Origin of the sequence: Chitinophaga filiformis (assembly GCF_021646545.1) — a bacterium.
Taxonomy (GTDB): domain Bacteria; phylum Bacteroidota; class Bacteroidia; order Chitinophagales; family Chitinophagaceae; genus Chitinophaga; species Chitinophaga filiformis_A.
Map to the genome: position 1 here is coordinate 165,429 of NZ_JAKIRP010000003.1, position 23,629 is coordinate 189,057.

Here is a 23,629-nt window from a genome sequence, read left to right on the forward strand (position 1 = left end):
TTAGCTGGCCAGATTAAACCTTCTGAAGAAAAATGCTGTATAGTTCAACCGCAGCATATTAAGTTTCCATCTGATCGTTTTCTCTTCTATTGTTGTACACAATATGATGAAAAGAAGGATCACCACTACCTGCACCATTATATTCACATGAAAATACCGCAACATCAGCATCAGCGGGTAATGTAACGCATAGGTAGCATAACTGCCTTTACCTACATAGTTGAAGATTTTATTCAGGACCCATACAGGCCATTTAAAAATGGTCTGTGCTGTTGCCGATTTACTAAAGAAGGTGATCAGGTAAAATACCGCGGCCATCAACAGTCCTTTACAAATGAAGACCAGCGTATTGGAGGAGAGAAAATGCCTGCCTGCTGCCAGGTACAGGATACCAAACACAAAGGCACCTGTAAACAATAAGTGATAAGTCTCTCCCTTCAGGTATGTTCTGGAGGCCAGGTAACCGGAAAACCAGATAATGAATGAACTGAAGAAAGCAAAATATGGCACAAAGAAGATCTTGTTCACAGCAAATGCAGCAACAGACAACGCCAGCAGTACAGCATATTTCACCAGTATATTGATCCTGCCTAAATACTTCCTGTTGATAAGGTATACCAACGGGAAGAAGCAGTAAAAGAAAAACTCGAACGACAATGACCACAATGGTCCGTTAAAGCCATAGGGAATAAACCATGAACCCTCAATAATGTCTGCCGTTTGCAGGAAAAGTACATTCCCCAGCATATTCCAGGCACTGTAGTTCGGCAGGTGCGCCTGATGCATCATAAAACCCGAGAACAATGTAAAAAGCAGGGCTATGACATACACCGGCAATATTCTCTTAAACCGGCGGTAAATATATTCGTTGATCGTTTCAGGACTGTCAGGTGTTTTGTTTTTAAGACTTAATCCGATAGAGAAGCCGGACAAAACAAAGAAGAACAGCACTGCTTCTTTATTAAACTCAGAGATATAGAAAAGTGTATCATACCAGGATTGTCCCCTATATACCTGGAAATAACTGTTATTAATAAACAAAAAATGATGCAGGCAAACGATCATGGCGGCAAGCCCTCTCAGGCTATCCAGCACGACGATCCTGCTACTCCCGGGGTTGGCGTGGTGTTTCATTCAGGAATTCCGGTTTCGTTATGGTTGTATATGTATGGTTATGCGGGACAGGCTAAACTGCCATCTCCCCCAGTTCTTCTTCTGTTTCCGGTTCTTCCACTTCTTCATCGTCACGCAATGATGCCATCAAAAGACCGCCTACCAGGGTTGCAAATCCCAGTGAAGTAGGTTGTCCCCATCCTCCCTGAGCTACCAGCAGAAATCCGTTGCTCACTATCATCCATGGCAGCAGGTCTCCCTTGCTTAATTTTCTGAACGCCTCAAATCCCAGGCTGAACGCCAGCCCCAGGCGGATAAACACGAGCCCTAATCCTAAAATAGGTCCCAGTTCACCTACTGCCCTTCCCCACTCACCTTCGGCAATCAGGAAGGTAAAGCCCCCTGTCAGCAACATAGCGCCTACGTTCGTTCCCATACCAATACCATATCCCCACAGTGGCATATCCGAGGTGGCGGAGAAAGCACCCAGCATCCCTCCCAGATAACGGTCAAGGAATACACCTTCCATCCCTCCTTCACTTTCATTGGCATTTTCGAAACGCGCCGTGAATGCTTCAATGGCTCCCCCCACAATACTTGTCTGACTGAGAAGAGCTATCAACACTACCAGGCCAAGCACCGCTCCAAACATTCTGCCGGCATATTTAGGATTGCTGGAGCCTGCATACAGGCAGAACATCAGTGTGATGATGATCTGGAAAAGCAAGGCACGGCTGATGGAAAGCGGTATCGACATCAATACAGCACCGGTGGCGCCTATCAATATCCAGCGACTGACTTTTTCATTACTCAGCCAGAAATAAAACACGAAAGGCGCCACAAAGCTGAAGAACAAGGTGGTTCCATTGGTAAATGAAAATGTTGCCGGCGGACGGAAAAAACCCAAGGCTCCACTAAATCCGGCGCCGCCTTCGGCATCACCCACACCTTTGTTCACCCAGGCCGTCTGCGGACTGTAAAACTGTACCGCGATGAGTACCGCCATAGGTATGGCGATCATCAGTGTGATCTTTCCCAGATGTACTACATCTTTACGCGTAAAGATGCTTCTTATGACAAACATCATGGGGAAGTGTATCAAAAGAATGCGCGCTCCGTATGCTGCCACAAAAGGATTCCCATGCCCGACTGTAAGTGCGGCAATGAGCCCCAGTATTCCAATGATCGTCATGAGTGTAAGTGAATATGCAGGGATAAGTATCTTCCGCTGCAAACAAACAACGATCAGCCACAAGGCTACCGGGTCGCGTATTACCAGTAATGGCGTAGCCAGTCCCGGTAATATCCAGCGGCGCAAAGCACCTTCAAACAGTAATAGTAAAAAGTATGCCCATACCCCTTGCTTCAGCCGCAGCATCAACTTTTGTGAGTTGAGTGCCGTGAGCTGCTGATAACGCAGAGATGCTATTTCAGCTAAACGATCAGCTGCAAGCTGACTTTTATTGGGATACTGATTCATAATTTCCGGAAACATTTATAACAGGTGTTGCGGGCGTTGCTGCTGCCTTTGGCGGCATGTTCAGGAAACGGCGTTCCACCAGTAAATAAAACACATATGCCAACAATACAGACACCGGTACGGCTACTAAAAGCATAAATAGTAAACGCATGTTATCTGTCATCTGAATATCTAACGTATACAAGTTGATCGCAGCCAGTATAGGGCTGTGGATCAGGTAAATACTATAGGAAAATGCACCGAGCCCCACAGCCACCTTTCCATTCAGGAAACGTAATAATAAAGGACGGTCCTGCATTGCATGTTCCTTCAGGGTATAATATACTATCACGGCGCTTACTGCCAGCCCTACCATCACCTCGGTAAAGGTCAGTGACAGCTTCAACGGTTTGCTTACAGCCAGTATCGCTACCACCAGTGCTACCAGGCCACTCACTATCCAGCCATTGGCAAGAAGGCTTTTTACTTTTTCTGTAGTGCCCTTTGTGTCAAAAGCGATGATAGCAGCAGCCATTCCTATACCAAATAGTCCCAGGTACCAGGGGTGTAACCACCAGAAACTGACACGGTGAGGCAATACCAGTTCCGGTAACACACCCACTATCACCGCTGCAGCTGTTGCTGCTCCCAGGCCATAACGGCGCCATAACAGCAATAATACCGGGAAAGTGAAATAGATCTGCCATTCAGTTGCCACACTCCACAGTGGGCCATTTATTTTAAAGATCCAGTGCGTATGAATATTATGCACCAGCAAAAGATGTGTCACAATACCTTCCAGGTTCACCGGTAGCTTGGAATCCCAGGCAGTATCGTGCGGGGTTTGCATTAAGGGCAATGCCCATATCAGCAGTAATGAAAGTAACAATGCGAAGTAATAAGGCGGCAATATTCTGTGCGCACGCCTTCTGATATATGTTTTGAAGCCGCCGCGCAGGTCCCTGTTCTCTGACAATGCCACGGGAATGGTCAGGCAAAAACCTGATAACACGATGAACACTGCAACAGAATAATGACCGAATTCCAGCAGGCCAGTGAGCGGCTTAAGCGCACCGGTAAACTCCGTTTTCTCAATACCATTGCCGGTAAAGAACACTGCATGATAGAACGCCACATACAGGGCACAGAGCCCTCTTATACCGTCCAGAAATTCAAGTCTTGGCCTTTTAATCATAATTAGGGTTATTTATGCATGTATGATTGCTGTTGCCAGCTCGTCTCCGTAAACCTGCCACGGTCTGCTACGGGCTTTCTCCATTGCTGCCAGTCCTGCTACCGGTATATTGTCCGGCTGATCGAGAAGTGCTGCAATTGCGTTGTATAAAGCATCCGTAGATCCGGCTTCAGCCAGCCAGCCGTTCCTGCCGTGTGTAATCAGGTCCGGTCCTGCTGTACGGTCTGTCGTGATCACCGGTGTACCTTGCGACATTGCTTCTGTGATCACCAGCCCGAATCCTTCAAACAGGGATGGAAACAACAATACATCGTGTGCTCTCATTGTTTTGAGGATCTCCGCATGCGGCATACTGGGTATCCAGGTATGTTTGGCAAGGGCTGCATCCAGCGCCGGGCAATTTTCCGTCACCTTCTTTCCCACAACGGTCAGCGTTACTGCATTTCCCAGCCGCTCTACCGCTGCAAAGAGATCTGCGATGCCTTTACGTTGCGACAGTCCGCCTACGAATAACAATTTCAGCGGACGTCCTGCTATCTTTTCATAGTCCCTGCCACTGGTCACAGCGGGGAAACCATAAGGTATTACATCCACAGGTGCGAGCTTGCCGGGATAATCCTTCAGCGTCTTTGCAGTAAAACTGCTCGCCACAAAGATCCTGTTGGCCAGTTTCAGCTCTTCATCCTTTCTGTCCAGCTTTGCCTGTGAAGCGTTAAACCCTATGAGGGTATTCTTCCATTCCGGCCAGCGTTCCCTTTCAATGCCCAGCAGATGCCGGGAAGTACGCCAGTAACCAATAGGCAGATCGTACAGGCATTTTAATCCCAGGCGGGTTGCTTCACGGAAAGTGAACATAGCGCCATCTTCATAGGCGTACACAGCATTCACCTTACGGGCCACTTTATTCAGGTGGTTCGTAAGCCTTCTGTCCATGTTATGATACACAGCATCTACTGAGAATATGCCTTTCTCGTGCCTCACCAGGCTTTTCAGCCCTGCCTTTGCCGCTACCAGGCGGCCCAGTTCAAACCAGGGCCAGGTTTTGGTAAAAGGCTGCAGGCGTGCTTCGAAACCACGACGCCTGATCTCCGACAAAGGACCTATTCCACCGAGGCGGTCCAGGGTACTCCCGGGAAATGAAGCAATCGCTGTATGAAACTCAGACAGGATATCCGCATCTGCCAGCCCCGCCACTGCAGCTCTGACATTCGCATTGCCTGTAGGATGAGATATGATGACCATCTTAGTTTTGCTTATGTAATCCAAGTATATCGCCCCACGCTGAACGTAATGCTGCTGCAGAGAACCTGTTCGCATACAGTTCTTTCTGGGCCGTTTTTGTTACCAGGCCGCTCCTGATATCTTTTGCAAACGCGATTACAGCCGCCTTTGCCTCTTCATAAGAGGACGCAGCCGGTATCACGCGCGTTGCCTGCGGGTCGCAGGCAATGTCCGGAATACCGCCCCTGTCCGTTGCCAGCCAGGGAAGTCCTGCGCTCATTGCCTCCAGCAGGCTCACAGGCAGCCCCTCAGGATGCGTAGACAACAACAGATATGCATCCAGTTGTGCAATAGCGCCCTTCAATCCTGCTTCTCCCGCAAAAGGACCATGAAAGCGTATGTTGGGATAACGGTCGAAATATCCGGCAGGATATTGTTTTCCTTCTCCCCAGAGATGAAATTCTATGTCTTCCAGGTCTGCGTCTTCACTCATCCGGCAGATCAGATCGATGCCCTTTTCAGGGATCAGCCGGCCATAATAACCGAATCGCAGTTTGCCCGCCGGACCTTGTGTGAAAGGCACTTCCACGTTCCTGGAAAATACCGGTATGACATCTATCTGGCGGTTCAGTACGGCTTTCATATCACCGGCGTTCCTGAAGGAACAGGCGATAATGGTATTGGCAGCCTGTAGTGTCCTCCTGTACTTAGCGCCCCAGGTAGCTTGGTCCTTAGCGTCGCCGGAAGTATGGTGATGATGTACCCACTTGTTGTAGGCAGGCAGCATACGGGAAAATAACCAGATGCTTTCTCCCTGCCCGTTCGTGTATACCGCATCATACTTACGTGTGCCGCGCAGTTTAATGCCCAGCTGCAGCATCCACAACAAACGCTTGTAAGAACGTCCGTGTTTTCCGAAGTACACCCAGCGGCATGTACGTTTGTAAAATTCTTCTGTTTCAGGCGTCATAGCCGCATTCAGCACCACCAGGTCTATTTCATTACCTGCTGCTGCCATCTGCCTGCAAAACTCCTGCAGATGACTTTCTATACCTCCTGTTTCCATTAACTGGGTAGTATAGACCAGTATCTTTTTTTTATCAGAAGCCTGCGCCATATACTCTTTCTATCTTATCCTTTGCAAATCCCACACGGTAAGACAATACCACACCGAGACGATACAGTTTCGCCATCAGCACAGCTTTAGCCCTGATCAGGCGGTACTTCATTTTACCGGATGCCTGTACAGCATTAGCGCCTTCTTTTATTGAATCGGCCACCAGCTCCAACAGGAATTGTCTCCTCTTTTCCAGCGCCTCTTTATTCACAGGAGAGCTGTCCATGTTGGTCCTTTCAAGGATCTCCTTGTAGGAAATAATATCGATAAATTCTCCTACTGTAGCCAGACGAGGGTCAGACGGATTCGGATGGATCAGCTTCACGTTAGCACCCATACCCAGGCATGGTAATGCACAGTGGATCTTGGTGGTTAGCACCAGTGAGGCCTTGCAGTAAGTAGCCAGCAGATCGTTCATATGCTTTTCGGAAACCTTTGCATATGATGCGATATCGCCGGAGGTATCTGGCGGATCGTGGGAGATCCTTACCAGTTTTTTACCCAGTAAAGTTTCCAGTTTATTGAACACGGCATCAGGCACCGGATGATCTACGTTATCTACCAGCAGCACATCTCCATCCGGATTGTGTGTAACCGGACCACGCGCTTTCGCTGTGATGGTCAGACAGCTGGAATAATAAGCGGGAATCCCCCAACCTAACAGCAGCTGCAATGTTTTGTTATCGCGGCAACCGATAGGCGCGTGTTTTTTGAAATGTTCCCTTACACCGGCATCTGCCAGCAGGGCGGAATTCGCGATGTGTACAGCAGCGTATACAGGCGTGATATTATCTGGTGCAGGAAACTTCTTAAAGGAGTGCATGTACCAGCCATTGGCTATCAGCATTCCTTTTTCGTTACTTGCCAGGTCAGCCAGCGCTTCCCTGTCGGCTACCTTCGCGCCCTCAGGCAACAGGTCTTTTGCGACCATTCCCTGAAGTACGTCTCCGATATTGTTCCGAAGTAATCCTTCTACCTGATAGTAATAATTCATATAATCTTATTAAATTTCTGTAGGTAATGTTGAGTTATTAGTCCTGTAGATCTTGATCAGCGTATAAGTAACGTTCATCGTTACCTGGACCAGTTGTATCATGATGTTCATTGTTAGTACCCCTCTCAGGGAAGAGATATCAATGAATGCAACTCCCAGCGCTATGGAAGCAATACTGACAGGAATTGAAATGAGCGGATTGATAGCCCAGCTTCTGCTGGTAAAAAGAGAAAAAGTGGAAGCAGAGATAATCCCAAGGCAACTGATAATGATCTTCAGTACCACCTCTTTCGTCAGCCCCGCATAATTGGGCCCCAGGATCATCAGGATCTGTGTGGAGAATAACCAGACAGTCAGGACAATGCAGGCACTCATTACCAGCAGCCCTGCCTGTATCTGTAAGAAACGCCGTAATAACAGACCTGAGTTATTCGGCAACCGGGAAAACCTCGGTAAGATAAGGGTACCAAATAATATCGTAATAAAGCTGAGCGCCATAGACAACCTGTCCAGCGCCCCCAGTTGGGCTACTCCCCTTGTCGTTCCAAAGATGGAGATCAGCCAGATGGTGATCTGTCCCGAAAGACATGTATAAATTCCCATCGGCAGTAAGCGCCTTACCATCTTCAGGATCTCATTACGGACCTCCGGATCCGGCTTTTGATGCCAGTCTGCATAACCCGCAGAGATCTTCCGGAGATTGAAGTTGCCCCATATCTGCGGAAGACCGGCAGCCAGGATAGCTACAAACGCCCATGGGAAAATAAAAATGGTCAATGCCAGTAATAACAGCCTGCCAACATTCAGTATAACCGCATTCCTTTGCAGGGGAGCAATGTCCTGTCTCAGCTTAGGCGCTACCTGCAGCAATGTGCCTGATAATGCCATAAAGAAGGATGGTATAAGCGAGAGGATGATCAGCACCGACATCAGCCAGCTGGCATCGTGGTGCCGCATCAGGTACAGCAGTACCGGTACAGATACCAGTAAACTGCCGACAGCAAATTTCCTTCTCAGGTCCATTCCTGTGGCCATAACAGTGCCTAATTTGACACGGTCGAGCCAGACCTTTCCTCCCTGCGACATTACCCCGGTAGAGATGCCTCCGTCAGCCAGTACCGTCATTGTACCCAGCATGGTATTGCCAAGGGTATACAACGCGTACTCTTCGGGTTCCAGCATGCGTATCACCAGGATACCGCTCACAAGACTGATACCCTGTACGAACACCTGGGCGAAACCGGTCATGGTAACCAGTTTGATCCACTCTAAGGTTTTGGTGTACTTCGGATTGCTAGATAGCTGATTAAAAACTTTTACTCGCATAACGCATTTCGGCAAAGCAAGCCCTTATCCTGCCAGTTGTTCCCACTGTGTTTTACTGTCCTTTCTGAATAACTCCACATCGCAGGTTACCATCTCACTTACCAGCTCCTGCAGATCATATTTCGGTTCCCAGCCTAATTTCGTCTTTGATTTCGTCGGATCGCCTATCAGCAGTTCTACCTCAGTAGGACGGAAGTAAGCAGGATCTACAGCCAATACCTGTTTGCCTATTGGCAGCACATATTCTTTATTGCGGCAGGCACTTACATACGCCACTTCATCCACACCTTTGCCTTCAAATTTCAGTTCAATACCCAGTTCGTTGAACGCCATACGTACAAATTCACGTACCGGCGTAGTGATACCTGTAGCGATCACATAATCTTCCGGTGTATCCTGCTGCAGAATTCTCCACATCGCCTCAACATAATCTTTTGCATGTCCCCAGTCACGGCGGGCATCCAGGTTACCCAGGTACAGTTTATCCTGCAAACCTAATGCGATTGCAGCAACAGCACGGGTGATCTTGCGGGTTACGAAAGTCTCTCCACGCAGCGGGCTTTCGTGGTTGAACAGGATACCATTGCAGGCATACATACCATATGCTTCCCTATAGTTCACCGTGATCCAGTATGCATACAATTTTGCTACAGCATAAGGGCTACGCGGGTAGAAAGGAGTAGTTTCTCTCTGTGGTACTTCCTGCACCAGACCATATAGTTCTGAAGTACTTGCCTGGTATACCCTTGTCTTTTTCTCCAGCTTTAAAATACGTAATGCTTCCAGTATACGCAGCGTACCTATACCATCTGCATTAGCAGTATATTCCGGTGTATCAAAACTCACTTTTACATGGCTCATCGCTGCGAGATTGTAGATCTCATCAGGCTGCGTTTCCTGTATGATGCGGATCAGGTTAGTACTGTCGGTCATATCGCCATAATGCAGTTTGAAACGTACATTTTCGCTATGAGGATCCTGATACAGGTGATCGATCCTGTCAGTATTCAACAATGAGGCACGACGTTTTACACCGTGTACCATATACCCCTTTTCGAGCAGCAATTCTGACAGGTATGCGCCGTCCTGTCCATTTACACCGGTGATTAAAGCAACTTTCATACAAAAAAAATAATTTAGTTAAGATAAGTGGGGAATATGATTAACTTCCGGAGAGCACGCTTACCGCAGGCTGAGACACACCAATGCTGTAGCAGGTGAACCCGTTCTTCTCAAGATATGCGTTATCATATATATTCCTGCCGTCAAATACAACAGGAGCTTTCAATAATTGTTTTACACGTGTCCAGTCAGGTAAACGGAATTCGTTCCATTCTGTTACCAGCAATACCGCGTCTGCACCTTCTGCAGCAGCGTACATATCGTTACACCATTTAACGGTATCGCCCAGTGTTTTCTTCGCTTCATGCATCGCTACAGGGTCAAACACCTGTACTTTAGCGCCGGCTTCCAGCAGGGCTTCAATCAGCACCAGGCTGGATGCTTCACGCATATCGTCTGTAGCAGGTTTGAAAGACAGGCCCCATACTGCGAAGGTCCGGCCTTTCAGCATGCCATCGAAGTGCCTGTTGATCTTGCCGAACAGTACTTTTTTCTGATCATTGTTCACTGCTTCTACAGCTTCCAGGATACGCAAGCCGTGCCCGTATTCCTTACCAGTCTGCACCAGTGCCTTTACATCTTTAGGAAAGCAGGAACCACCGTAACCAATACCCGGGTAGATAAAGGCGTTACCGATCCTGGCGTCACTACCGATACCTTTACGTACTTTATTTACATCAGCGCCTACCAGTTCGCACAGGTTGGCAATATCATTGATGAAGGAAATTTTTGTTGCCAGCATAGCGTTTGCCGCATACTTGGTCATTTCTGCAGAAGCGATGTCCATGAAAATAATAGGACGGCCGTTCAGCAGGAAAGGATGATACAGACGCTCCAGCACTTCTTTTGCCTTGTCTGTATTCACACCCACCACAATACGGTCAGGTTTCAGGAAATCCTGTACGGCAGCGCCTTCCTTCAGGAACTCAGGGTTAGATGCTACATCATAGTCGATCAGTGCATTTCTGTTCAGCATTGCCTGTTTGATCTCCCTGTTCACCTTTACAGCGGTACCTACCGGTACTGTGCTCTTTGTTACCACTACCAGGTAGTCGGTCATGTAAGTACCGATCTCTTTGGCTACCTGCAATACATATTGCAGATCGGCGCTGCCATCTTCACCCGGAGGTGTACCTACAGCAATGAAGGCGATGTCTGCACCGGGGATCACGTCAGCAAGACTGGTGCTGAAAGAGAGACGGCCATTATTATAGTTGCGGGTAACGATCTCTTCGAGGCCCGGTTCATAAATAGGTAAAATACCTTTCTGGAGGTTATTGATCTTTTCTGCATTAACATCCACACAAACTACCTGCGTGCCTACTTCTGCGAGACAGGCGCCGGTAACCAGCCCTACATATCCTGTTCCAATTACGATTGCTTTCATGTCTATTAAGATTGAGACGCTGTTTTAAAACTTTGTTTACAATGCCACCATGTGCTTTTTATGAAGGAAATCGGCATAAGCCTGCACCAGTCCTTCTTTCAGCTCTACGCTGTGTTTCCATCCGAGTTTGTGCAGCTTCGATACATCCATCAGTTTCCGTGGCGTACCATCGGGTTTGGAAGTATCAAACACAATATCACCTTCATAACATACTACTTCTTTCACGGTCTCTGCGAGCTCACGTATACTCAGGTCTTCCCCTGTACCGATGTTCACCAGTTCTTTCTCATCATAATGGAGCATCAGGAATACACAGGCAGCCGCCAGGTCGTCTGCAAAGAGGAACTCACGTTTTGGCGTACCACTTCCCCACACGGTAACACTGGGCGCACCGGCTTCCTTCGCTTCATGAAAGCGGCGGATCAGTGCCGGCAGCACATGTGAGTTTTCAGGGTGATAATTATCGCCGATACCATACAGGTTAGTCGGCATCACACTGATATAATTACAACCATACTGGTCGCGGTATGCTTCACATAATTTAATACCCGCTATTTTGGCAATAGCATAAGGCTCGTTGGTTGGTTCCAGCGGACCTGTCAGCAGGCTGCTTTCCTGCAATGGCTGAGGGGCCATTTTAGGATAAATACAGGAACTGCCAAGAAACATCAGCTTTTTAACGCCATGTTTCCAGGCAGCGTGGATGATGTTGGTTTCCATCATGAGGTTATCGTACAGGAATTCTGCACGATAAGTATTGTTGGCATGGATGCCGCCTACTTTAGCAGCAGCCAGGAACACATAATCAGGTTTCTCTTTACTGAAGAATTCATTCACATCTGCCTGCGAGCGAAGGTCCAGTTCTGCGGAGCTTCTCGTTACCAGGTTCTCATATCCCAGCGTTTTCAGTCTTCTGCTGATCGCACCACCCACCATACCACGGTGGCCGGCTATATAGATCTTATCGTTAAGTTGCATACGGTTCAATGTTGTTTATAGCAGTTCAGGCCTGTTCTCCTTTACCCACTGATGCAATTGTTTTACTTCCTGTCCTTTTCCTTTCTGTAATATCAGCAGCACTTCCGGGGTATTTACCACCACCACATTTTCCACACCTACCAATGCTACCAGTTTATCTTTTCCTATCACCATACTGTTTACAGGATCGCTCTCTATAAACACGGCCTGGTGATTACTATAGCGGTAATGACTTGCCAGGGCTTCTGCCAGGGCCTCATACCCGCCTACATCACTCCATTGCATAGCACTGGGCACCACCTTTACAATATTGCTTTTCTCCAGCACAGCATAATCTATACTGTCTGATGGAATGGCTTCCATCGCTGCCAGTGGAATAGTACCTGTCTCTTTCCAGATGAGCGCTGCTTCTGATGCCGCTGCATAGATCTCAGGTGCATGTTCCAGCAATTGCTGTAACAATACGCCTGCCTTACCACAGAAGATACCGCTGTTCCACAGGTAGTCACCACTTTTCAGCATCGCTTCAGCAGTAACTTTATTTGGCTTTTCTGTGAAACGTACTACATCATAGCCGGTATACTGGATGTACCCATATCCTGTTTCAGGATATGCAGGTTGCAGTCCTATCGTTACCAGATGTCCTTCTGCAGCCAGTTCCGCAGCTTTCTTAATCGTTTCTGCATAGAGGTCAGGCGTACCTATCAGATGGTCTGCCGGCGTAATAAGCAGGATAGTTTCCGGTGTTGCGGAGAAGGCCGCCAATGCGATAGCAGCAGCGGTATTACGTCCTACCGGCTCTTCCATCATCTGTACATGCTGAGCACCTGCTTCACCCAGTTGCTTAGACACCATTTCTGACTGCTGTTCATTTACGACAGCCATCACACTATCACAGAAGGTGCTGTTACGCACCCAGGTGAGCTGTAATAAACTCTGTCCGTCAAATAAGGGCAGCAGTTGCTTTGGCGTCTGTTTATTGGATAGCGGCCAGAGACGGGTTCCTGACCCTCCACATAATAATACGTGTAGCATAGTGTTCAGCGTTAATATTTTAAATAGGATTTCCAACGCCTAGTTTCCCGGCGCCGGCATACTCTTTACTGTTGTTACTGAGCACCATCAGATCACTTGTTTTCACGGTAGCGATGAGCGAGAATCCCATGCTGTACAATACAGCTTTAACAGTATTCTTGCCTGCTTCCACTACCCTTCCATGCTGATGCATCAAAGGACCTGCGGTGATGCGGATAAGATCATCCTCGTGGATCGGGAAACGTTCAACTTCCACATCCTGGTATTCACGCAGGAAGCGTTTGATCAGATCGATCTCATGATCAGGAATACTGGCAGGTTTGCCCAGCCAGTAAACGAAGTTTACAATACCACTTGTTTCGCGCACGAGTGTCTTTTTGTCTTCTGGGATACGCACAAACACATACGATTTAAAAAGGGGCTCTTCTACGATCTTCTTTCTGTCACTCCACTGATGCGTTACCCTGTTCAGTGGACAGTAAGTTTCGATCTGTTTCCGAACAAGTGCATCCGCCACTTTTTTCTCCCATCTTGGTTTAGTGTAGACTGCATACCACGTGTGTGTCTTCTGTTCCATTTCAGTGGGTTTAAAAGTTAATAAAGCATGACTGGTTATCAGATAAGGTGGAAACTATAAAGGCGGGAAACGAGGAGGACAAAAATTGGCATAGCTTCGCCTCCTCAGTCACATGAGTAGTTTTCAATAGTAATAGTTTTCAATGAGTTCCGTCAGTTTGGTAGACCGGCGGGCTACATTGTGTTATTTGAAAATTTTAGTAAAACGTCCCTTTTTTACAGCGCCATTTTTATGGTCATCTGTATATCCATATCCGTAACCCTGGCCGCTGCCATAACCATAGCCTCCGCCATAGCCATATGCGTAACCAGGCACCCCACGCATTTTAAGGCCATTGAATACAATATTCAACTTGCCGAGATCCCCTTGTTCATATAGGTCTTCTATCATTTTCAGATTGAACTTCGGTGTCCGTTCATGACGTACCACGTACAGCGTAGCGTCAGCATATGGCGCCAGCAAACGTGCGTCAGTAACAGGTCCTACCGGAGCTGTATCTATAATGATGTAATCAAAAGAAGCCCTTAAAGTGGCCAGCAGATGCTCAAGTCTGCCATTCAAAATCAACTCGGTTGGATTTGGTGGTATCACACCTGCAGAAAGCAGGTACATGTACTCGTTATTCTCTATTGGCTGCTTTAAAATATCGTTCAGTGAAGAATGGCCCGCCAGGTAATTACTGATACCCGGGTGATGTGGCACATTCAGGATCTTACTTACTTTCGGTTTACGAAGGTCAAACTCCAACAACACTACTTTCTTCTTGGTTAATGAAAGGCTCAGTCCAAGGTTTACTGCAATGAAGCTCTTTCCTTCACCAGAGATAGAAGAAGTAACCAGGATGGTTTTATTATCTCCATTGATACCGATATAAGACAAGGTAGTACGGAGTGCCCTGAACTGCTCTGCAACAGGGGTACGTCTTCCTTCTGTGATGGCAATACCACCACTTTTGTCGAACATGATCTCGGCAATGATCGGTGCAGAAGTACCTTTTTCGATATCTGACCGGAACATTACTTTATGGTTCATCATATCTTTCACTGCAATGAAGCCTGCTACAGCGGCCAGACCAGCTATGATAGCCAGTGCCATCACCATAGATTTCTTCGGGCTGAAAGGGAAGGTATCTGCTTCAGCCAGATCTACGATACGGCTGTCAGAGATAGCAGCAGCATATTGCAATGCTGTTTCTTCACGTTTCTCCAGCAGGAAAGTATAGATATTGTTTTTGATAGCCTGTTGCCTGCTTACTTCCAGCAATGTTCTTTCTTTATTCGGAACCCCCTTCAGCAGCGCCATAAAGCGTGTATTCTGAGCGGCCAGCTTTGCCCTTCCTGCTTCGAGGTTGGCGCGTAAGCTGCGGATATTATCCATGATAGCCGGTCTTATCCGCTCTTCCTGTGCTGCCAGGCTTTCCAGTGCGGGGCTGTTCTCTCCTGTCGTCTTACGCAGCTTATCCTGCTGTAATTCAATGTCCTGCAACTTGCCCAGTAATGTCAGTAATGTCTGGTCTGCAATACCGATGGTAGCAGGCACCACATTTTCTTCGGAATGTTTATTCCTTACATATTGTTCAACAGCTTCCAGTGTTGACAATTGCATATCAGCTTCACTCAGTTTCACGTCATTATCCTGTACGGATGCCAGGAACATTTTACCCTGCTCGCCGATATCAACAATTCCTTCACTTGTTTTATAACGTTCTATCTGGCCTTCCACCTGGCTCAGTTCTGCAGTAATGATACGTAACCTGTCCTCTACAAACGACATTGTCTTTGACGCCGTCTTGTTCTTATCCTCGATAGATTCTGCATCATATGTCCTCATCAGTTCATTCAGCATATCCATGCCCTTCTGAGGAACTGCATCAACATATTCCAGTCGCAGTACGTTTGATTGTTTATTGGCAGCTGCAATTTTCAGATTACCGAGAAATGCGCCCGCCAGTGCTTTTTCACCTGCAATACGTATATAGAGCTGCTTATTCTGCAGGCTTGCCGGATTAAAACCAGGAGTGGGCGTAATTAATATACGTCCCCAGCGGGTGGTGGTCACCGTATCGTTCAGCGGATACGTTTTGTCTCCCATGGTAAGCTTACGGCCATTATAATCGTACTTCAGGTCCAGGATGGAACCCTCCATAGGATCGATCTGGTCCGGATCGAGAAAGGTGATCTGTACCGGGGCTCTTTTATACATAGACACATCCCTGATAGTACCTCTTTCAAAGATCTCTCCATATAGATTGAGATGCCTTACAACAGCTTTAGCGATTGTACGGGACTTCAGTATTTCAATTTCATTTTCTATTTTCTTTCCTGATCCCAGAGGGTCCATCATTTCTATGATAGAGCTTTCTACAGCTCTGGCATCTTCCTTTATCAGTAAAGAAGAAGACATCTTATAGAGCGGAGTTGCATATTTCAGATAAACATATGCTATAGAGAAAGAAATTATTGACGCAATCACAAATAAAGGCCAGTAAGGCTGATATTTATGCCTGATCATTTCCAGGAGGCCCGTGTGTTCCTCTCGTTTTGTGCGCGTATTTATTACTTTCTGTTGCATGGCTCTCAACACAAATTTGTAGGATGAATTAAAAGAATAACATCAGCTTAGTTCAATATCAACCGGTCCAGAATAATTACAAACAGTGAAATACTGCTCAGAATAATTGAGATCGTCTGACGGTTGCCACTTGCATTAGCTACTCTTGCTTTAGTTGGTTCAACATACACTACATCATTAGACTGCAGGTAATAATAAGGAGATGATAAGATGTCATCATCATTCAGGTTGAGGCGTTTGATCGTTCTTTGCCCGTCTACTTCTCTGATTAACAGTACATTGTCTTTCTTACCATAGATAGTAATATCGCCTGCGATGCCCAAAGCCTCCATTATCGACATTCTCTCGTTATTGATGGCGAAAACACCTGGCCGGCTTACTTCGCCAAGAACTGTTACACGGTAATTGAGGAACCTTACACTTACCACCGGATCTCTCATGAGTTTTCTGTTGTTCAACTCATCTCTCAGATATGTGGTAAGTTGTTCTTTTGTAAGTCCGGCAGCTTTTACCTGTCCAAGTACCGGATACTCAATAAATCCCTGTTCACTAACCAGATAACCTGTGACCTGGGGACCACCTCCCGCGGTACCGGGGGATGCCATACTTGGGGTGTTAAATACAACAACATCCTCGGGGTTCATGCTACTCACAATAATTTGTAAAACGTCATTTTTTTGAATTACCGGCTCAAAATTTCCTTTCACGGGGGCAATAACAGTATCAGGAAGATTCTTAAAATACACTGATTTCTGTGTACTGACACAACTTGTAAAGAAACAGCAGATAAGGACCGGAACAACAAAGATATAACGTAAGTAATCCTTCTTTAGAATCATCTCTCCGTTTTAAAATATTTAAAGGTTTTTCTTCCGCGCTTTCCGTACTACAATATTAGTTTATCGAGGCCGTCACAACCACTACTCAATGCAGTAAAAAACGCCCATATAACACGAACGTGCCTACTGATTATAGTATACTCTGTTACAAAAATAGCGTCATATCTTTAAACGAAAGCATTTGAAAAAAAATCCAAGAATTCGTAATTAAAAAGAAAGAATACAAACTATTTGACCAGATTTTTGAAATTAGTTCTGATTTTGTGGCAACATTAAGTTTTTGGTAAATTTTCTTCAGATGTTGGTTCACAGTGAAAACAGTCACAAAAAGCTTCTCCGCCATTTCCTTATATGAGTAGCCTTCCTTTAACAGAGCGAGCAACTCATACTCTCTTTTGGTAAGTTTATGCTTTATATCTTCAAGGGGGTCCTTGGCAATATAATTAATGAGTAGATGGGCGGCTTTGGGAGAAAGTGTCCCTCCTTCGCTCACAGCATCCATAATTGAATGGTAGATCTCCATCAAACGGCTGGTCTTAATAATATAACCATTCGCTCCCTGGCGGATCGATTCAATTACATAATGTTTCCCATCATGCCCCGACAGTACAATAAGTTTCGCTTCAGGGTAAACCCTTTTTAATTCCTGCATACCTTGTATGCCTGATTCCCCTGGTAATGAAATGTCCAGTAATATTACGTTTACCTCAGTCTCCTTAAATGGTAGGGCTCTGAACTCCTCCATTGACTTACAAGCAAATACGACCTTACACTCCTGAAAATCTTCTAAAAACTCCTTGTAATTGTTCAACTGGAAATAATTGTCTTCTATAATTCCAATATTGATCATAGGGGCAAAAAGTTAGCAAGGTTCATAATCGGTTCAATAAAAAAATATGGCATATAAAAGTTACTTATAGTTGCAAAAATAGTTCCAAAATCGAGAATTTATAAGGCAAAATTGTAACTAATTGAATATTAAAACAATAAAGATAAAGCCATGTTCACCTTGTCCGCATCCTCTACTTATAACACTATTTTATATATGATCTTTTGGTTAACTTTTCCGAATATTCACAACCATTTTCAATGCTGATGTAAAAATACATTTTAAAATTAAATACTCACTAGATAATTACTCCTTTATTAAGTATTTTGCTTTTCAATTGGCAGCGAATCGGATAGTCAACACATGTGGTCTTTCTCTACAGGTTGTTCTTCAATTAGTTGGAGACAATTGAGCCGCCAATCATTAAAAGTTAGAACAATGGACTCCACACATACTTCAGAGAGCAGCACATTACTGAACAATGCCAGTAATGTACTGGCCATTACTGCTCATGAGTTTAAGACACCACTGACCACCATTACGTCTATCGTTGATTTAGTTTCCGCCAAGCTCCGGGTAGATCGTTATATGAATCCGTTTTACGAACAACAGCTTTCCAGGATCACCTCAGAGATCTTTTCTCTGAATAACATGCTCGATGAGATGCTGACTATCAACAACATCCTGTCTGGCAGCTTTGAAGCGACGAAAGAACTACTGTATGCAGAAGAACAACTGTTACCTTTAAAGGAGCAATTCCGTTCACTCACAGATGACAATAGAACATTACAAATCAATTTGTCCGGTACGCCCTGCAAAATACTGGCCAATTCTGGTCAGCTGACAAGAATTTTTACAAATCTTGTTAGCAATGCCTTTAAATTTTCCCGTGAAAACCCGCCTGTCGTTCATTTGTCATACGAAGAAAAAGCGCTCGTAATCACTGTTTCCGACGATGGAATAGGCATCCCGGCCGAAGATCTGCCACATTTATTCCAGCCCTATTACAGAGGAAGTAATACGGGTGGCATTGCCGGAACCGGATTAGGTCTTACTATTGTTAAAACATTTGTTACTGCGAACGACGGCGAAATTACCGTGAGCAGCGAGCCCGATAAGGGCACGGTTTTTACACTGGTTTTCAGGTACCCTGATACCTGCCAGTAAAATATAGACATGAACGCCAGAATTCTTTTAATTGAAGACAAAGCCGGTCTTCTGGATACACTTAAAAGTCTGCTAGAACTGCACGACTATTCCGTTATCACTGCCAGAAATGGAGAGGAAGGCATCGCAATGGCCATCCGGCACCTGCCCGATCTTGTGATCAGCGATATTTATATGCCTGTCGTTAGTGGCTATGCATTGCTGGATCAATTCCGCGAACATCCACTACTCCACAAAATTCCCGTGCTCATTACCAGCGCCAAAAAAGAAGACGATGAAATTACCACTGCCATGCAGAAAGGCGCGGCAGGATACCTCATCAAACCCTTTGTATTTGCACACCTGCATGAACAAATAAAAAAGGCATTGAAAAAAAAACAACAATGATCCTACTTCACAAGCATCACCGTCCCCCTGTATTCTTTCAACTCATTCTTACTGGTATTAAAAGAGCACACATACACCAATGCCTGTGACCCCAGTGGCATGCCGCTGTAATTACCATCCCATCCCCTCTTTGGATCATTCGTCTGAAAAACGAGATTTCCCCAGCGATTAAATACCTTCAGCTGATAATTCGTTACTGCGTCATACACTCTGGGACGGAAAACATCATTATTACCATCACCATTTGGACTAAATGCAGATGGCATTACAACAAGACAATTCTGCCAGGGAGAAACAACAGCTGCTGTTCCTGTCTCACTACATCCGTTGGCGTCTTCTATTTCGTAACGGTATTTACCCGCTTTCAGATTCCGGTACAAACTATCGGGCTGCCACATATCTCCATCCACGCGATACTTGTATGGACGTGTTCCTCCTTCTACTACCCACCTGATACTGCCGTCACTCACCTCACTACAGCTACAGGGTGCTATATTGACCTCCCTTATAACTAAAGGATCCGGCTCTTTTATAAGCACACTGAACGTATCTGAACAAGCCTGTTTGTCTTTTACAATAAATGCATAATCGCCTGGCACCAGGTTATCAAACTTGCTCCCTTCTCTTTCGATCCCATTTACAGTCAGGTTATACGGTGGCACACCGCCTGTGATGTTCAGCGATATTGCGTTTTTATTATCACCGGCGCAATTTGACACCGTAACGTCTGTGCTGGTAGCCAGGTCAGACTCCCCTACTGTCACCGAACCTTTAGCAGTGACGCCATCAGCTGAAGTTACCTGTACTTCATAAAGCCCTCCCGGCAGATTGGAAACCTGCGGCGTCCGATAATTACCCGGCGTCCACAGATAGGTATAAGGCGCTGCACCTCCGGTTACGTTTACGCTTACGCTACCGGAAGATGTATTGTTACAGGAAGCAGTAGCTGTCAGCTCTGTTTTCAGTATCTGCCGGATCATTGACAGATTATCCATGAACACCACTACGCCATAACTATTCAGTGAACATTTGTCCTCCGGATAAGCATAAAAGGAAATGAATTTATGTGATGCACGGGGCTTGAATTCCGCCGTCCATTTGTGCCACATCGTATCCGTAAAACTTCCGGATGTCCATAGCAGTTCCGATGTATCACCAGGTGTATCGCCGGCAAAAATAGCGAGGTTGCCATAACAGTGTTCGTGGCCATACACCCTGCTGAAAGCTAGGTCAAAAGACAGATTATAAAGCCTCCCTTTCTGTAAAGGAGACGATAGTTCCTGCTCTATTCCTTCCCTGTAAACAGGTCCGGCCTGAAGACCAATAAAGGTCTTGCCAGCTTTGGCTGTTTTGTGGACACCATATACACCTGGTAATATGTCAGGCGTGTTAATAGCCACGCGCCATCCCGGCGGCGCAACTTTCACTCCCGGTTTACCTTCAAGTGAAGAATTCTGTAAAGTGACATTCTGTGCAAATGCTACGTTAACCAGGAAACAGCATGGCAACAGGATCATCATAAATACACATATCCGTATCGCAGAACATGTGAGATAACAACATGGCATTCCCCTCAGCCGTGTGTGGGCGGCCGCGATAGTTAGCAACATAGGACTTAATAGTTAGGTCGTTCGGTCAATAAATCATTTGTCTTTTTTTGTGATTAGCAATCCCAATGGACGTGAGTAGCCAGCCCGGCATTTGTGTCGGATTTAATTCACAGGTACGGTGAGGAGGACATCGGGGATCCCCCGTTAATTAAATTGGCTTGCTATTATTTTGCAATTCCGGTTTCAATAAAGATATTATGCTAAAGATACAATATGTTTTTCATTAATATAACGTCCGCTATAAATTTTTATTACATCTAGTAAATTAATACTCAATAAAGTAGCGCTCTCTACTGCATGAATAAAGGCATAGAACCTTCTATGCCTTTATTTAAGTACAGATGACTTGTTGTGCATGGTTTAAACTATCCTTTTTTATGGAACAAGCAGATCATAGTTTAACTCATCGTCACCTGTTTTCACTGTTGCGCCTTTGTGGTTCGCGCTTGTTTTTATCTTTCTTCGCCGGATGTTTTTTATCTTTTGGTAAGATCACTTTGATGGTGTCATCTGCAGTTTTTTCACGGGTAATGTTACGACTGTAGTCATTCCCCATGTTTGGACCTCCCTGTTCCAGACCGGTACTACCGATCGATCTATCCCTGACTGCCATAGTTCTACATTTTTGACGATTAAAAATGAAATATACTTACACTAACTACAGGCCCCAAAACCATGCCAGTAGCAGCAAGCGCAGCTATAGTACTCAGCAATTTTTATATGTGAAAAATCTCTTAAAATTTAACACCAGATTGATCATTTCCGCTCGTTTAACTATTTTTCCGGGATTTTAGTGGTAACTTGTAACTACAGATCGTTTACGTTGCCCATACCTAGACGCTGCTAATACAGCTAAACGAACGCTGTCTTAGTCAACAAAGAAAAAACCTGTAAGTATGAAGGACAAGTTGCCTTATATCACTTCAACCTATTTTGTCTCCCTGATAAAAGCATATCTTCAGGGTCATAAAACAAAGCCCGAAATACTTGCGGAAACTGCCGACCTGCTTCCTCCTTCTGCTCACAACGAAGTCAGCCAGCTGCTTACGGCTGCTGCGCATCAGATGAATGACGCTTTTTATGCTGATATCGTAGACAGCATTCAACATACTTCCGGTACTGTTCCTACCCGTAAAGGCCTCATCCATCATCTTGAAGCGCTGCTGAAAGAAGAGATCACTGTACAGGAACTGCTCGACTGGGCCACCTGGTACACCATTGAAGAAGACCAGCTCAGTGCAGGTATTATGGATGATTTTGCCGTGGAATATTTCTGCCTCGATTTTCTGCCTGCCTATCACGAAGAACTGACGGAGCAACAGTTTACAAAGGCTTTGCAGCTGTTTAAACAAGAAGGGCAAAATCCCTTAAAAGAAAAGATCGCATTGACATTGCTGATAGAAAAAGAACAACAACTTTTTCTTTATTTCCTGCGTAGCTTTTTAGAACAACCGCAGCACATTGAAGCACTGGATTCTTACCTGATGAATAAATTTGGTATGGACCATTTGAGTTTTCCTTACATGGCCGATCTCATGGAGATGAGCGGACATCCGGAGAGAATGGAAGTGTTGTTGAAGAAGGCGAGGATGTGATTTTCTCCTCCTAGCTCACCATCAAACTACACCCTCTCAGCGCCGAATTATCCAACCTCCCCAACACTTCAAAACTCCCCTCATCATGCAATCTCCCGATATCTTCCGTGGCGATGAACGCACAGGAATAAACATTGGCGAGATCTACCACATTGATCACCCCTGAAGCATTTGCCTTTGACAACTGAAAAGGGTCATTTTCATCCCTTACCAGCACCTTCATCCACGGCGGCGTTGTAAATAATCCATTTCCACGAGAATATGCCTGGGATAATAATTCCGTCATGCCATATTCGGCATGGATATGTTCACAACCTAATCTTTCCCTGAGGTAAGCATGCACCTGCTGTCTGGTCCATTCCTCACGACGTCCTTTCATCCCCCCGGTTTCCATCACAATGGTATTTTGCAGTTGCAGGGAATGATTTTCTGCAAAATCGAGCAAACCGAAGGTAACGCCGATCAGCAGGGTTTTCTGACCACTGGCTTCCAGCTCCCGGAGCCGGTCGGCCAATTTATCATGCTCATAGAGATAGAACCCGCTGGCGGCATGCCCGCTTCTTTTCACCATATCCTGCACCATATATACCAGCGAAGAATGCTGACGCTCCAGGTAGGAAGGCAACAGTCCCAGTACCACAAAATCGGAAACAGGGCCATAAAACCGTTCAAACCCGGCCAGGAAACTGCGTTCATAGAGAGCGGCTTCCTTTACCAGGTGACGGCTGTTAATGGTCTGGGTGGTACCACTGCTTTCAAAAACCAGTTCCGGCTCGAAGCTGCCGCAGGTAACGGTATGCGTTTTAAAGAACTGGATAGGCAGAAAAGGGATCTGTTCCAATGAGCGTACATCCGACGGCCGTCTGCGCAGGGCATCCGTATAAGCCCGGTAAAGGGCATTTTCCCTGTACTGGTAATGGAACAGCTCCAGGGCTGCCGCTTCCATATCCTGCTCCCGCAATGTAAATAACGCTGCCGTATTAATGCCACTCATGTCGCTTGCTTTAAACGCACAAATTTAGGGGATACGTAACAATCAACCCAGATTTTACGTTATACCGGCAGTGGGCCGCTTATCCGTGCGCATTAGCTATAGTAAAAAAAATA

Annotated in this window: 21 protein-coding genes; 3 read left to right on the top strand and 18 right to left on the bottom strand. The window is 45.9% G+C overall.

Annotated features, from left to right (window positions below):
* The 15 genes from L3C95_RS10485 to L3C95_RS10555 all read right to left on the bottom strand — a co-directional run bounded on the left by L3C95_RS10485 (position 1) and on the right by L3C95_RS10555 (position 17,784).
* The gene (locus tag L3C95_RS10485; RefSeq protein ID WP_236386427.1) at positions 1–1,134 is read right to left on the bottom strand and encodes an acyltransferase family protein; all 1,134 of its coding nucleotides are present in this window, start codon (positions 1,132–1,134) and stop codon (positions 1–3) included.
* A 52-nt stretch (positions 1,135–1,186) separates the two neighbouring features.
* Entirely contained in the window at positions 1,187–2,593 is a 1,407-nt protein-coding gene (locus L3C95_RS10490; protein WP_236386425.1) for a hypothetical protein, read from the bottom strand.
* Positions 2,574–3,767 (bottom strand): acyltransferase family protein, encoded by a 1,194-nt coding sequence (locus L3C95_RS10495; RefSeq protein WP_236386423.1) that lies wholly within the window; start codon positions 3,765–3,767, stop codon positions 2,574–2,576. The genes L3C95_RS10490 and L3C95_RS10495 overlap by 20 nt, the downstream gene beginning before the upstream one ends.
* A 12-nt stretch (positions 3,768–3,779) precedes the next feature.
* The gene (locus L3C95_RS10500) at positions 3,780–5,009 is read right to left on the bottom strand and encodes a glycosyltransferase family 4 protein (protein ID WP_236386421.1); all 1,230 of its coding nucleotides are present in this window, start codon (positions 5,007–5,009) and stop codon (positions 3,780–3,782) included.
* A gap of 1 nt (position 5,010) precedes the next feature.
* Entirely contained in the window at positions 5,011–6,105 is a 1,095-nt protein-coding gene (locus tag L3C95_RS10505) for a glycosyltransferase family 4 protein (RefSeq protein WP_236386419.1), read from the bottom strand.
* Positions 6,089–7,099 (bottom strand): polysaccharide pyruvyl transferase family protein, encoded by a 1,011-nt coding sequence (locus L3C95_RS10510; RefSeq protein ID WP_236386417.1) that lies wholly within the window; start codon positions 7,097–7,099, stop codon positions 6,089–6,091. The genes L3C95_RS10505 and L3C95_RS10510 overlap by 17 nt, the downstream gene beginning before the upstream one ends.
* A gap of 9 nt (positions 7,100–7,108) precedes the next feature.
* Positions 7,109–8,347, bottom strand: coding sequence for a polysaccharide biosynthesis protein (locus L3C95_RS10515; protein WP_236386416.1), 1,239 nt, complete (start codon positions 8,345–8,347; stop codon positions 7,109–7,111).
* 102 nt (positions 8,348–8,449) lie between these two features.
* Positions 8,450–9,547: a GDP-mannose 4,6-dehydratase gene (gmd, locus tag L3C95_RS10520; RefSeq protein WP_236386414.1), complete on the bottom strand. Its 1,098-nt coding sequence runs from the start codon at positions 9,545–9,547 to the stop codon at positions 8,450–8,452.
* 40 nt (positions 9,548–9,587) lie between these two features.
* Positions 9,588–10,934, bottom strand: coding sequence for a UDP-glucose dehydrogenase family protein (locus L3C95_RS10525; RefSeq protein ID WP_236386412.1), 1,347 nt, complete (start codon positions 10,932–10,934; stop codon positions 9,588–9,590).
* A 36-nt stretch (positions 10,935–10,970) separates the two neighbouring features.
* Positions 10,971–11,912 (bottom strand): GDP-L-fucose synthase family protein, encoded by a 942-nt coding sequence (locus tag L3C95_RS10530; protein ID WP_236386409.1) that lies wholly within the window; start codon positions 11,910–11,912, stop codon positions 10,971–10,973.
* A gap of 15 nt (positions 11,913–11,927) precedes the next feature.
* Positions 11,928–12,947 carry a mannose-1-phosphate guanylyltransferase gene (locus L3C95_RS10535; protein ID WP_236386407.1) on the bottom strand — a complete coding sequence of 340 codons (1,020 nt, stop codon included), beginning with the start codon at positions 12,945–12,947 and terminating at the stop codon, positions 11,928–11,930.
* Positions 12,948–12,966: 19 nt separating this feature from the next.
* Positions 12,967–13,524 carry a UpxY family transcription antiterminator gene (locus tag L3C95_RS10540; protein ID WP_236386405.1) on the bottom strand — a complete coding sequence of 186 codons (558 nt, stop codon included), beginning with the start codon at positions 13,522–13,524 and terminating at the stop codon, positions 12,967–12,969.
* A 183-nt stretch (positions 13,525–13,707) separates the two neighbouring features.
* A complete protein-coding gene (locus L3C95_RS10545) occupies positions 13,708–16,095 on the bottom strand; it encodes a GumC family protein (RefSeq protein ID WP_236386403.1) in 2,388 nt (795 codons plus the stop codon).
* Positions 16,096–16,142: 47 nt separating this feature from the next.
* Complete coding sequence (locus L3C95_RS10550; protein ID WP_262915847.1) at positions 16,143–16,934, bottom strand: polysaccharide biosynthesis/export family protein; 792 nt, start codon at positions 16,932–16,934, stop codon at positions 16,143–16,145.
* A gap of 145 nt (positions 16,935–17,079) precedes the next feature.
* Positions 17,080–17,784, bottom strand: a complete 705-nt coding sequence (locus tag L3C95_RS10555; protein ID WP_236386398.1) for a response regulator — start codon at positions 17,782–17,784, stop codon at positions 17,080–17,082.
* 417 nt (positions 17,785–18,201) lie between these two features.
* Between L3C95_RS10555 and L3C95_RS10560 the strand changes: the two genes are divergently transcribed.
* Positions 18,202–18,930, top strand: coding sequence for a sensor histidine kinase (locus L3C95_RS10560; RefSeq protein WP_236386397.1), 729 nt, complete (start codon positions 18,202–18,204; stop codon positions 18,928–18,930).
* A gap of 9 nt (positions 18,931–18,939) precedes the next feature.
* Complete coding sequence (locus tag L3C95_RS10565; protein ID WP_236386395.1) at positions 18,940–19,317, top strand: response regulator; 378 nt, start codon at positions 18,940–18,942, stop codon at positions 19,315–19,317.
* A 2-nt stretch (positions 19,318–19,319) separates the two neighbouring features.
* Here the strand turns inward: L3C95_RS10565 and L3C95_RS10570 are convergent, their stop codons facing one another.
* Positions 19,320–20,837, bottom strand: coding sequence for a gliding motility-associated C-terminal domain-containing protein (locus L3C95_RS10570; protein WP_236386393.1), 1,518 nt, complete (start codon positions 20,835–20,837; stop codon positions 19,320–19,322).
* 499 nt (positions 20,838–21,336) lie between these two features.
* Positions 21,337–21,540, bottom strand: a complete 204-nt coding sequence (locus L3C95_RS10575; RefSeq protein ID WP_236386391.1) for a hypothetical protein — start codon at positions 21,538–21,540, stop codon at positions 21,337–21,339.
* Positions 21,541–21,823: 283 nt separating this feature from the next.
* Between L3C95_RS10575 and L3C95_RS10580 the strand changes: the two genes are divergently transcribed.
* Positions 21,824–22,522 (top strand): hypothetical protein, encoded by a 699-nt coding sequence (locus L3C95_RS10580; RefSeq protein WP_236386388.1) that lies wholly within the window; start codon positions 21,824–21,826, stop codon positions 22,520–22,522.
* A gap of 10 nt (positions 22,523–22,532) precedes the next feature.
* Here L3C95_RS10580 and L3C95_RS10585 read toward each other — a convergent pair whose 3' ends face one another.
* Positions 22,533–23,516 (bottom strand): acyl transferase, encoded by a 984-nt coding sequence (locus L3C95_RS10585; RefSeq protein ID WP_236386386.1) that lies wholly within the window; start codon positions 23,514–23,516, stop codon positions 22,533–22,535.
* Positions 23,517–23,629: the final 113 nt, after the last annotated feature.

What these genes read in the sequence shown, in the direction of transcription:
- L3C95_RS10575 (WP_236386391.1), bottom strand. Translation starts at nt 21,540, where the DNA reads ATGGCAGTCAGGGATAGATCGATCGGTAGTACCGGTCTGGAACAGGGA.
- gmd (WP_236386414.1), bottom strand. Translation starts at nt 9,547, where the DNA reads ATGAAAGTTGCTTTAATCACCGGTGTAAATGGACAGGACGGCGCATAC.
- L3C95_RS10490 (WP_236386425.1), bottom strand. Translation starts at nt 2,593, where the DNA reads ATGAATCAGTATCCCAATAAAAGTCAGCTTGCAGCTGATCGTTTAGCT.
- L3C95_RS10540 (WP_236386405.1), bottom strand. Translation starts at nt 13,524, where the DNA reads ATGGAACAGAAGACACACACGTGGTATGCAGTCTACACTAAACCAAGA.
- L3C95_RS10495 (WP_236386423.1), bottom strand. Translation starts at nt 3,767, where the DNA reads ATGATTAAAAGGCCAAGACTTGAATTTCTGGACGGTATAAGAGGGCTC.
- L3C95_RS10570 (WP_236386393.1), bottom strand. Translation starts at nt 20,837, where the DNA reads ATGATGATCCTGTTGCCATGCTGTTTCCTGGTTAACGTAGCATTTGCA.
- L3C95_RS10555 (WP_236386398.1), bottom strand. Translation starts at nt 17,784, where the DNA reads ATGATCAATATTGGAATTATAGAAGACAATTATTTCCAGTTGAACAAT.
- L3C95_RS10525 (WP_236386412.1), bottom strand. Translation starts at nt 10,934, where the DNA reads ATGAAAGCAATCGTAATTGGAACAGGATATGTAGGGCTGGTTACCGGC.
- L3C95_RS10565 (WP_236386395.1), top strand. Translation starts at nt 18,940, where the DNA reads ATGAACGCCAGAATTCTTTTAATTGAAGACAAAGCCGGTCTTCTGGAT.
- L3C95_RS10545 (WP_236386403.1), bottom strand. Translation starts at nt 16,095, where the DNA reads ATGCAACAGAAAGTAATAAATACGCGCACAAAACGAGAGGAACACACG.
- L3C95_RS10500 (WP_236386421.1), bottom strand. Translation starts at nt 5,009, where the DNA reads ATGGTCATCATATCTCATCCTACAGGCAATGCGAATGTCAGAGCTGCA.
- L3C95_RS10505 (WP_236386419.1), bottom strand. Translation starts at nt 6,105, where the DNA reads ATGGCGCAGGCTTCTGATAAAAAAAAGATACTGGTCTATACTACCCAG.
- L3C95_RS10560 (WP_236386397.1), top strand. Translation starts at nt 18,202, where the DNA reads ATGGACTCCACACATACTTCAGAGAGCAGCACATTACTGAACAATGCC.
- L3C95_RS10535 (WP_236386407.1), bottom strand. Translation starts at nt 12,947, where the DNA reads ATGCTACACGTATTATTATGTGGAGGGTCAGGAACCCGTCTCTGGCCG.
- L3C95_RS10530 (WP_236386409.1), bottom strand. Translation starts at nt 11,912, where the DNA reads ATGCAACTTAACGATAAGATCTATATAGCCGGCCACCGTGGTATGGTG.
- L3C95_RS10580 (WP_236386388.1), top strand. Translation starts at nt 21,824, where the DNA reads ATGAAGGACAAGTTGCCTTATATCACTTCAACCTATTTTGTCTCCCTG.
- L3C95_RS10515 (WP_236386416.1), bottom strand. Translation starts at nt 8,347, where the DNA reads ATGACCGGTTTCGCCCAGGTGTTCGTACAGGGTATCAGTCTTGTGAGC.
- L3C95_RS10550 (WP_262915847.1), bottom strand. Translation starts at nt 16,934, where the DNA reads ATGATTCTAAAGAAGGATTACTTACGTTATATCTTTGTTGTTCCGGTC.
- L3C95_RS10485 (WP_236386427.1), bottom strand. Translation starts at nt 1,134, where the DNA reads ATGAAACACCACGCCAACCCCGGGAGTAGCAGGATCGTCGTGCTGGAT.
- L3C95_RS10510 (WP_236386417.1), bottom strand. Translation starts at nt 7,099, where the DNA reads ATGAATTATTACTATCAGGTAGAAGGATTACTTCGGAACAATATCGGA.
- L3C95_RS10585 (WP_236386386.1), bottom strand. Translation starts at nt 23,516, where the DNA reads ATGAGTGGCATTAATACGGCAGCGTTATTTACATTGCGGGAGCAGGAT.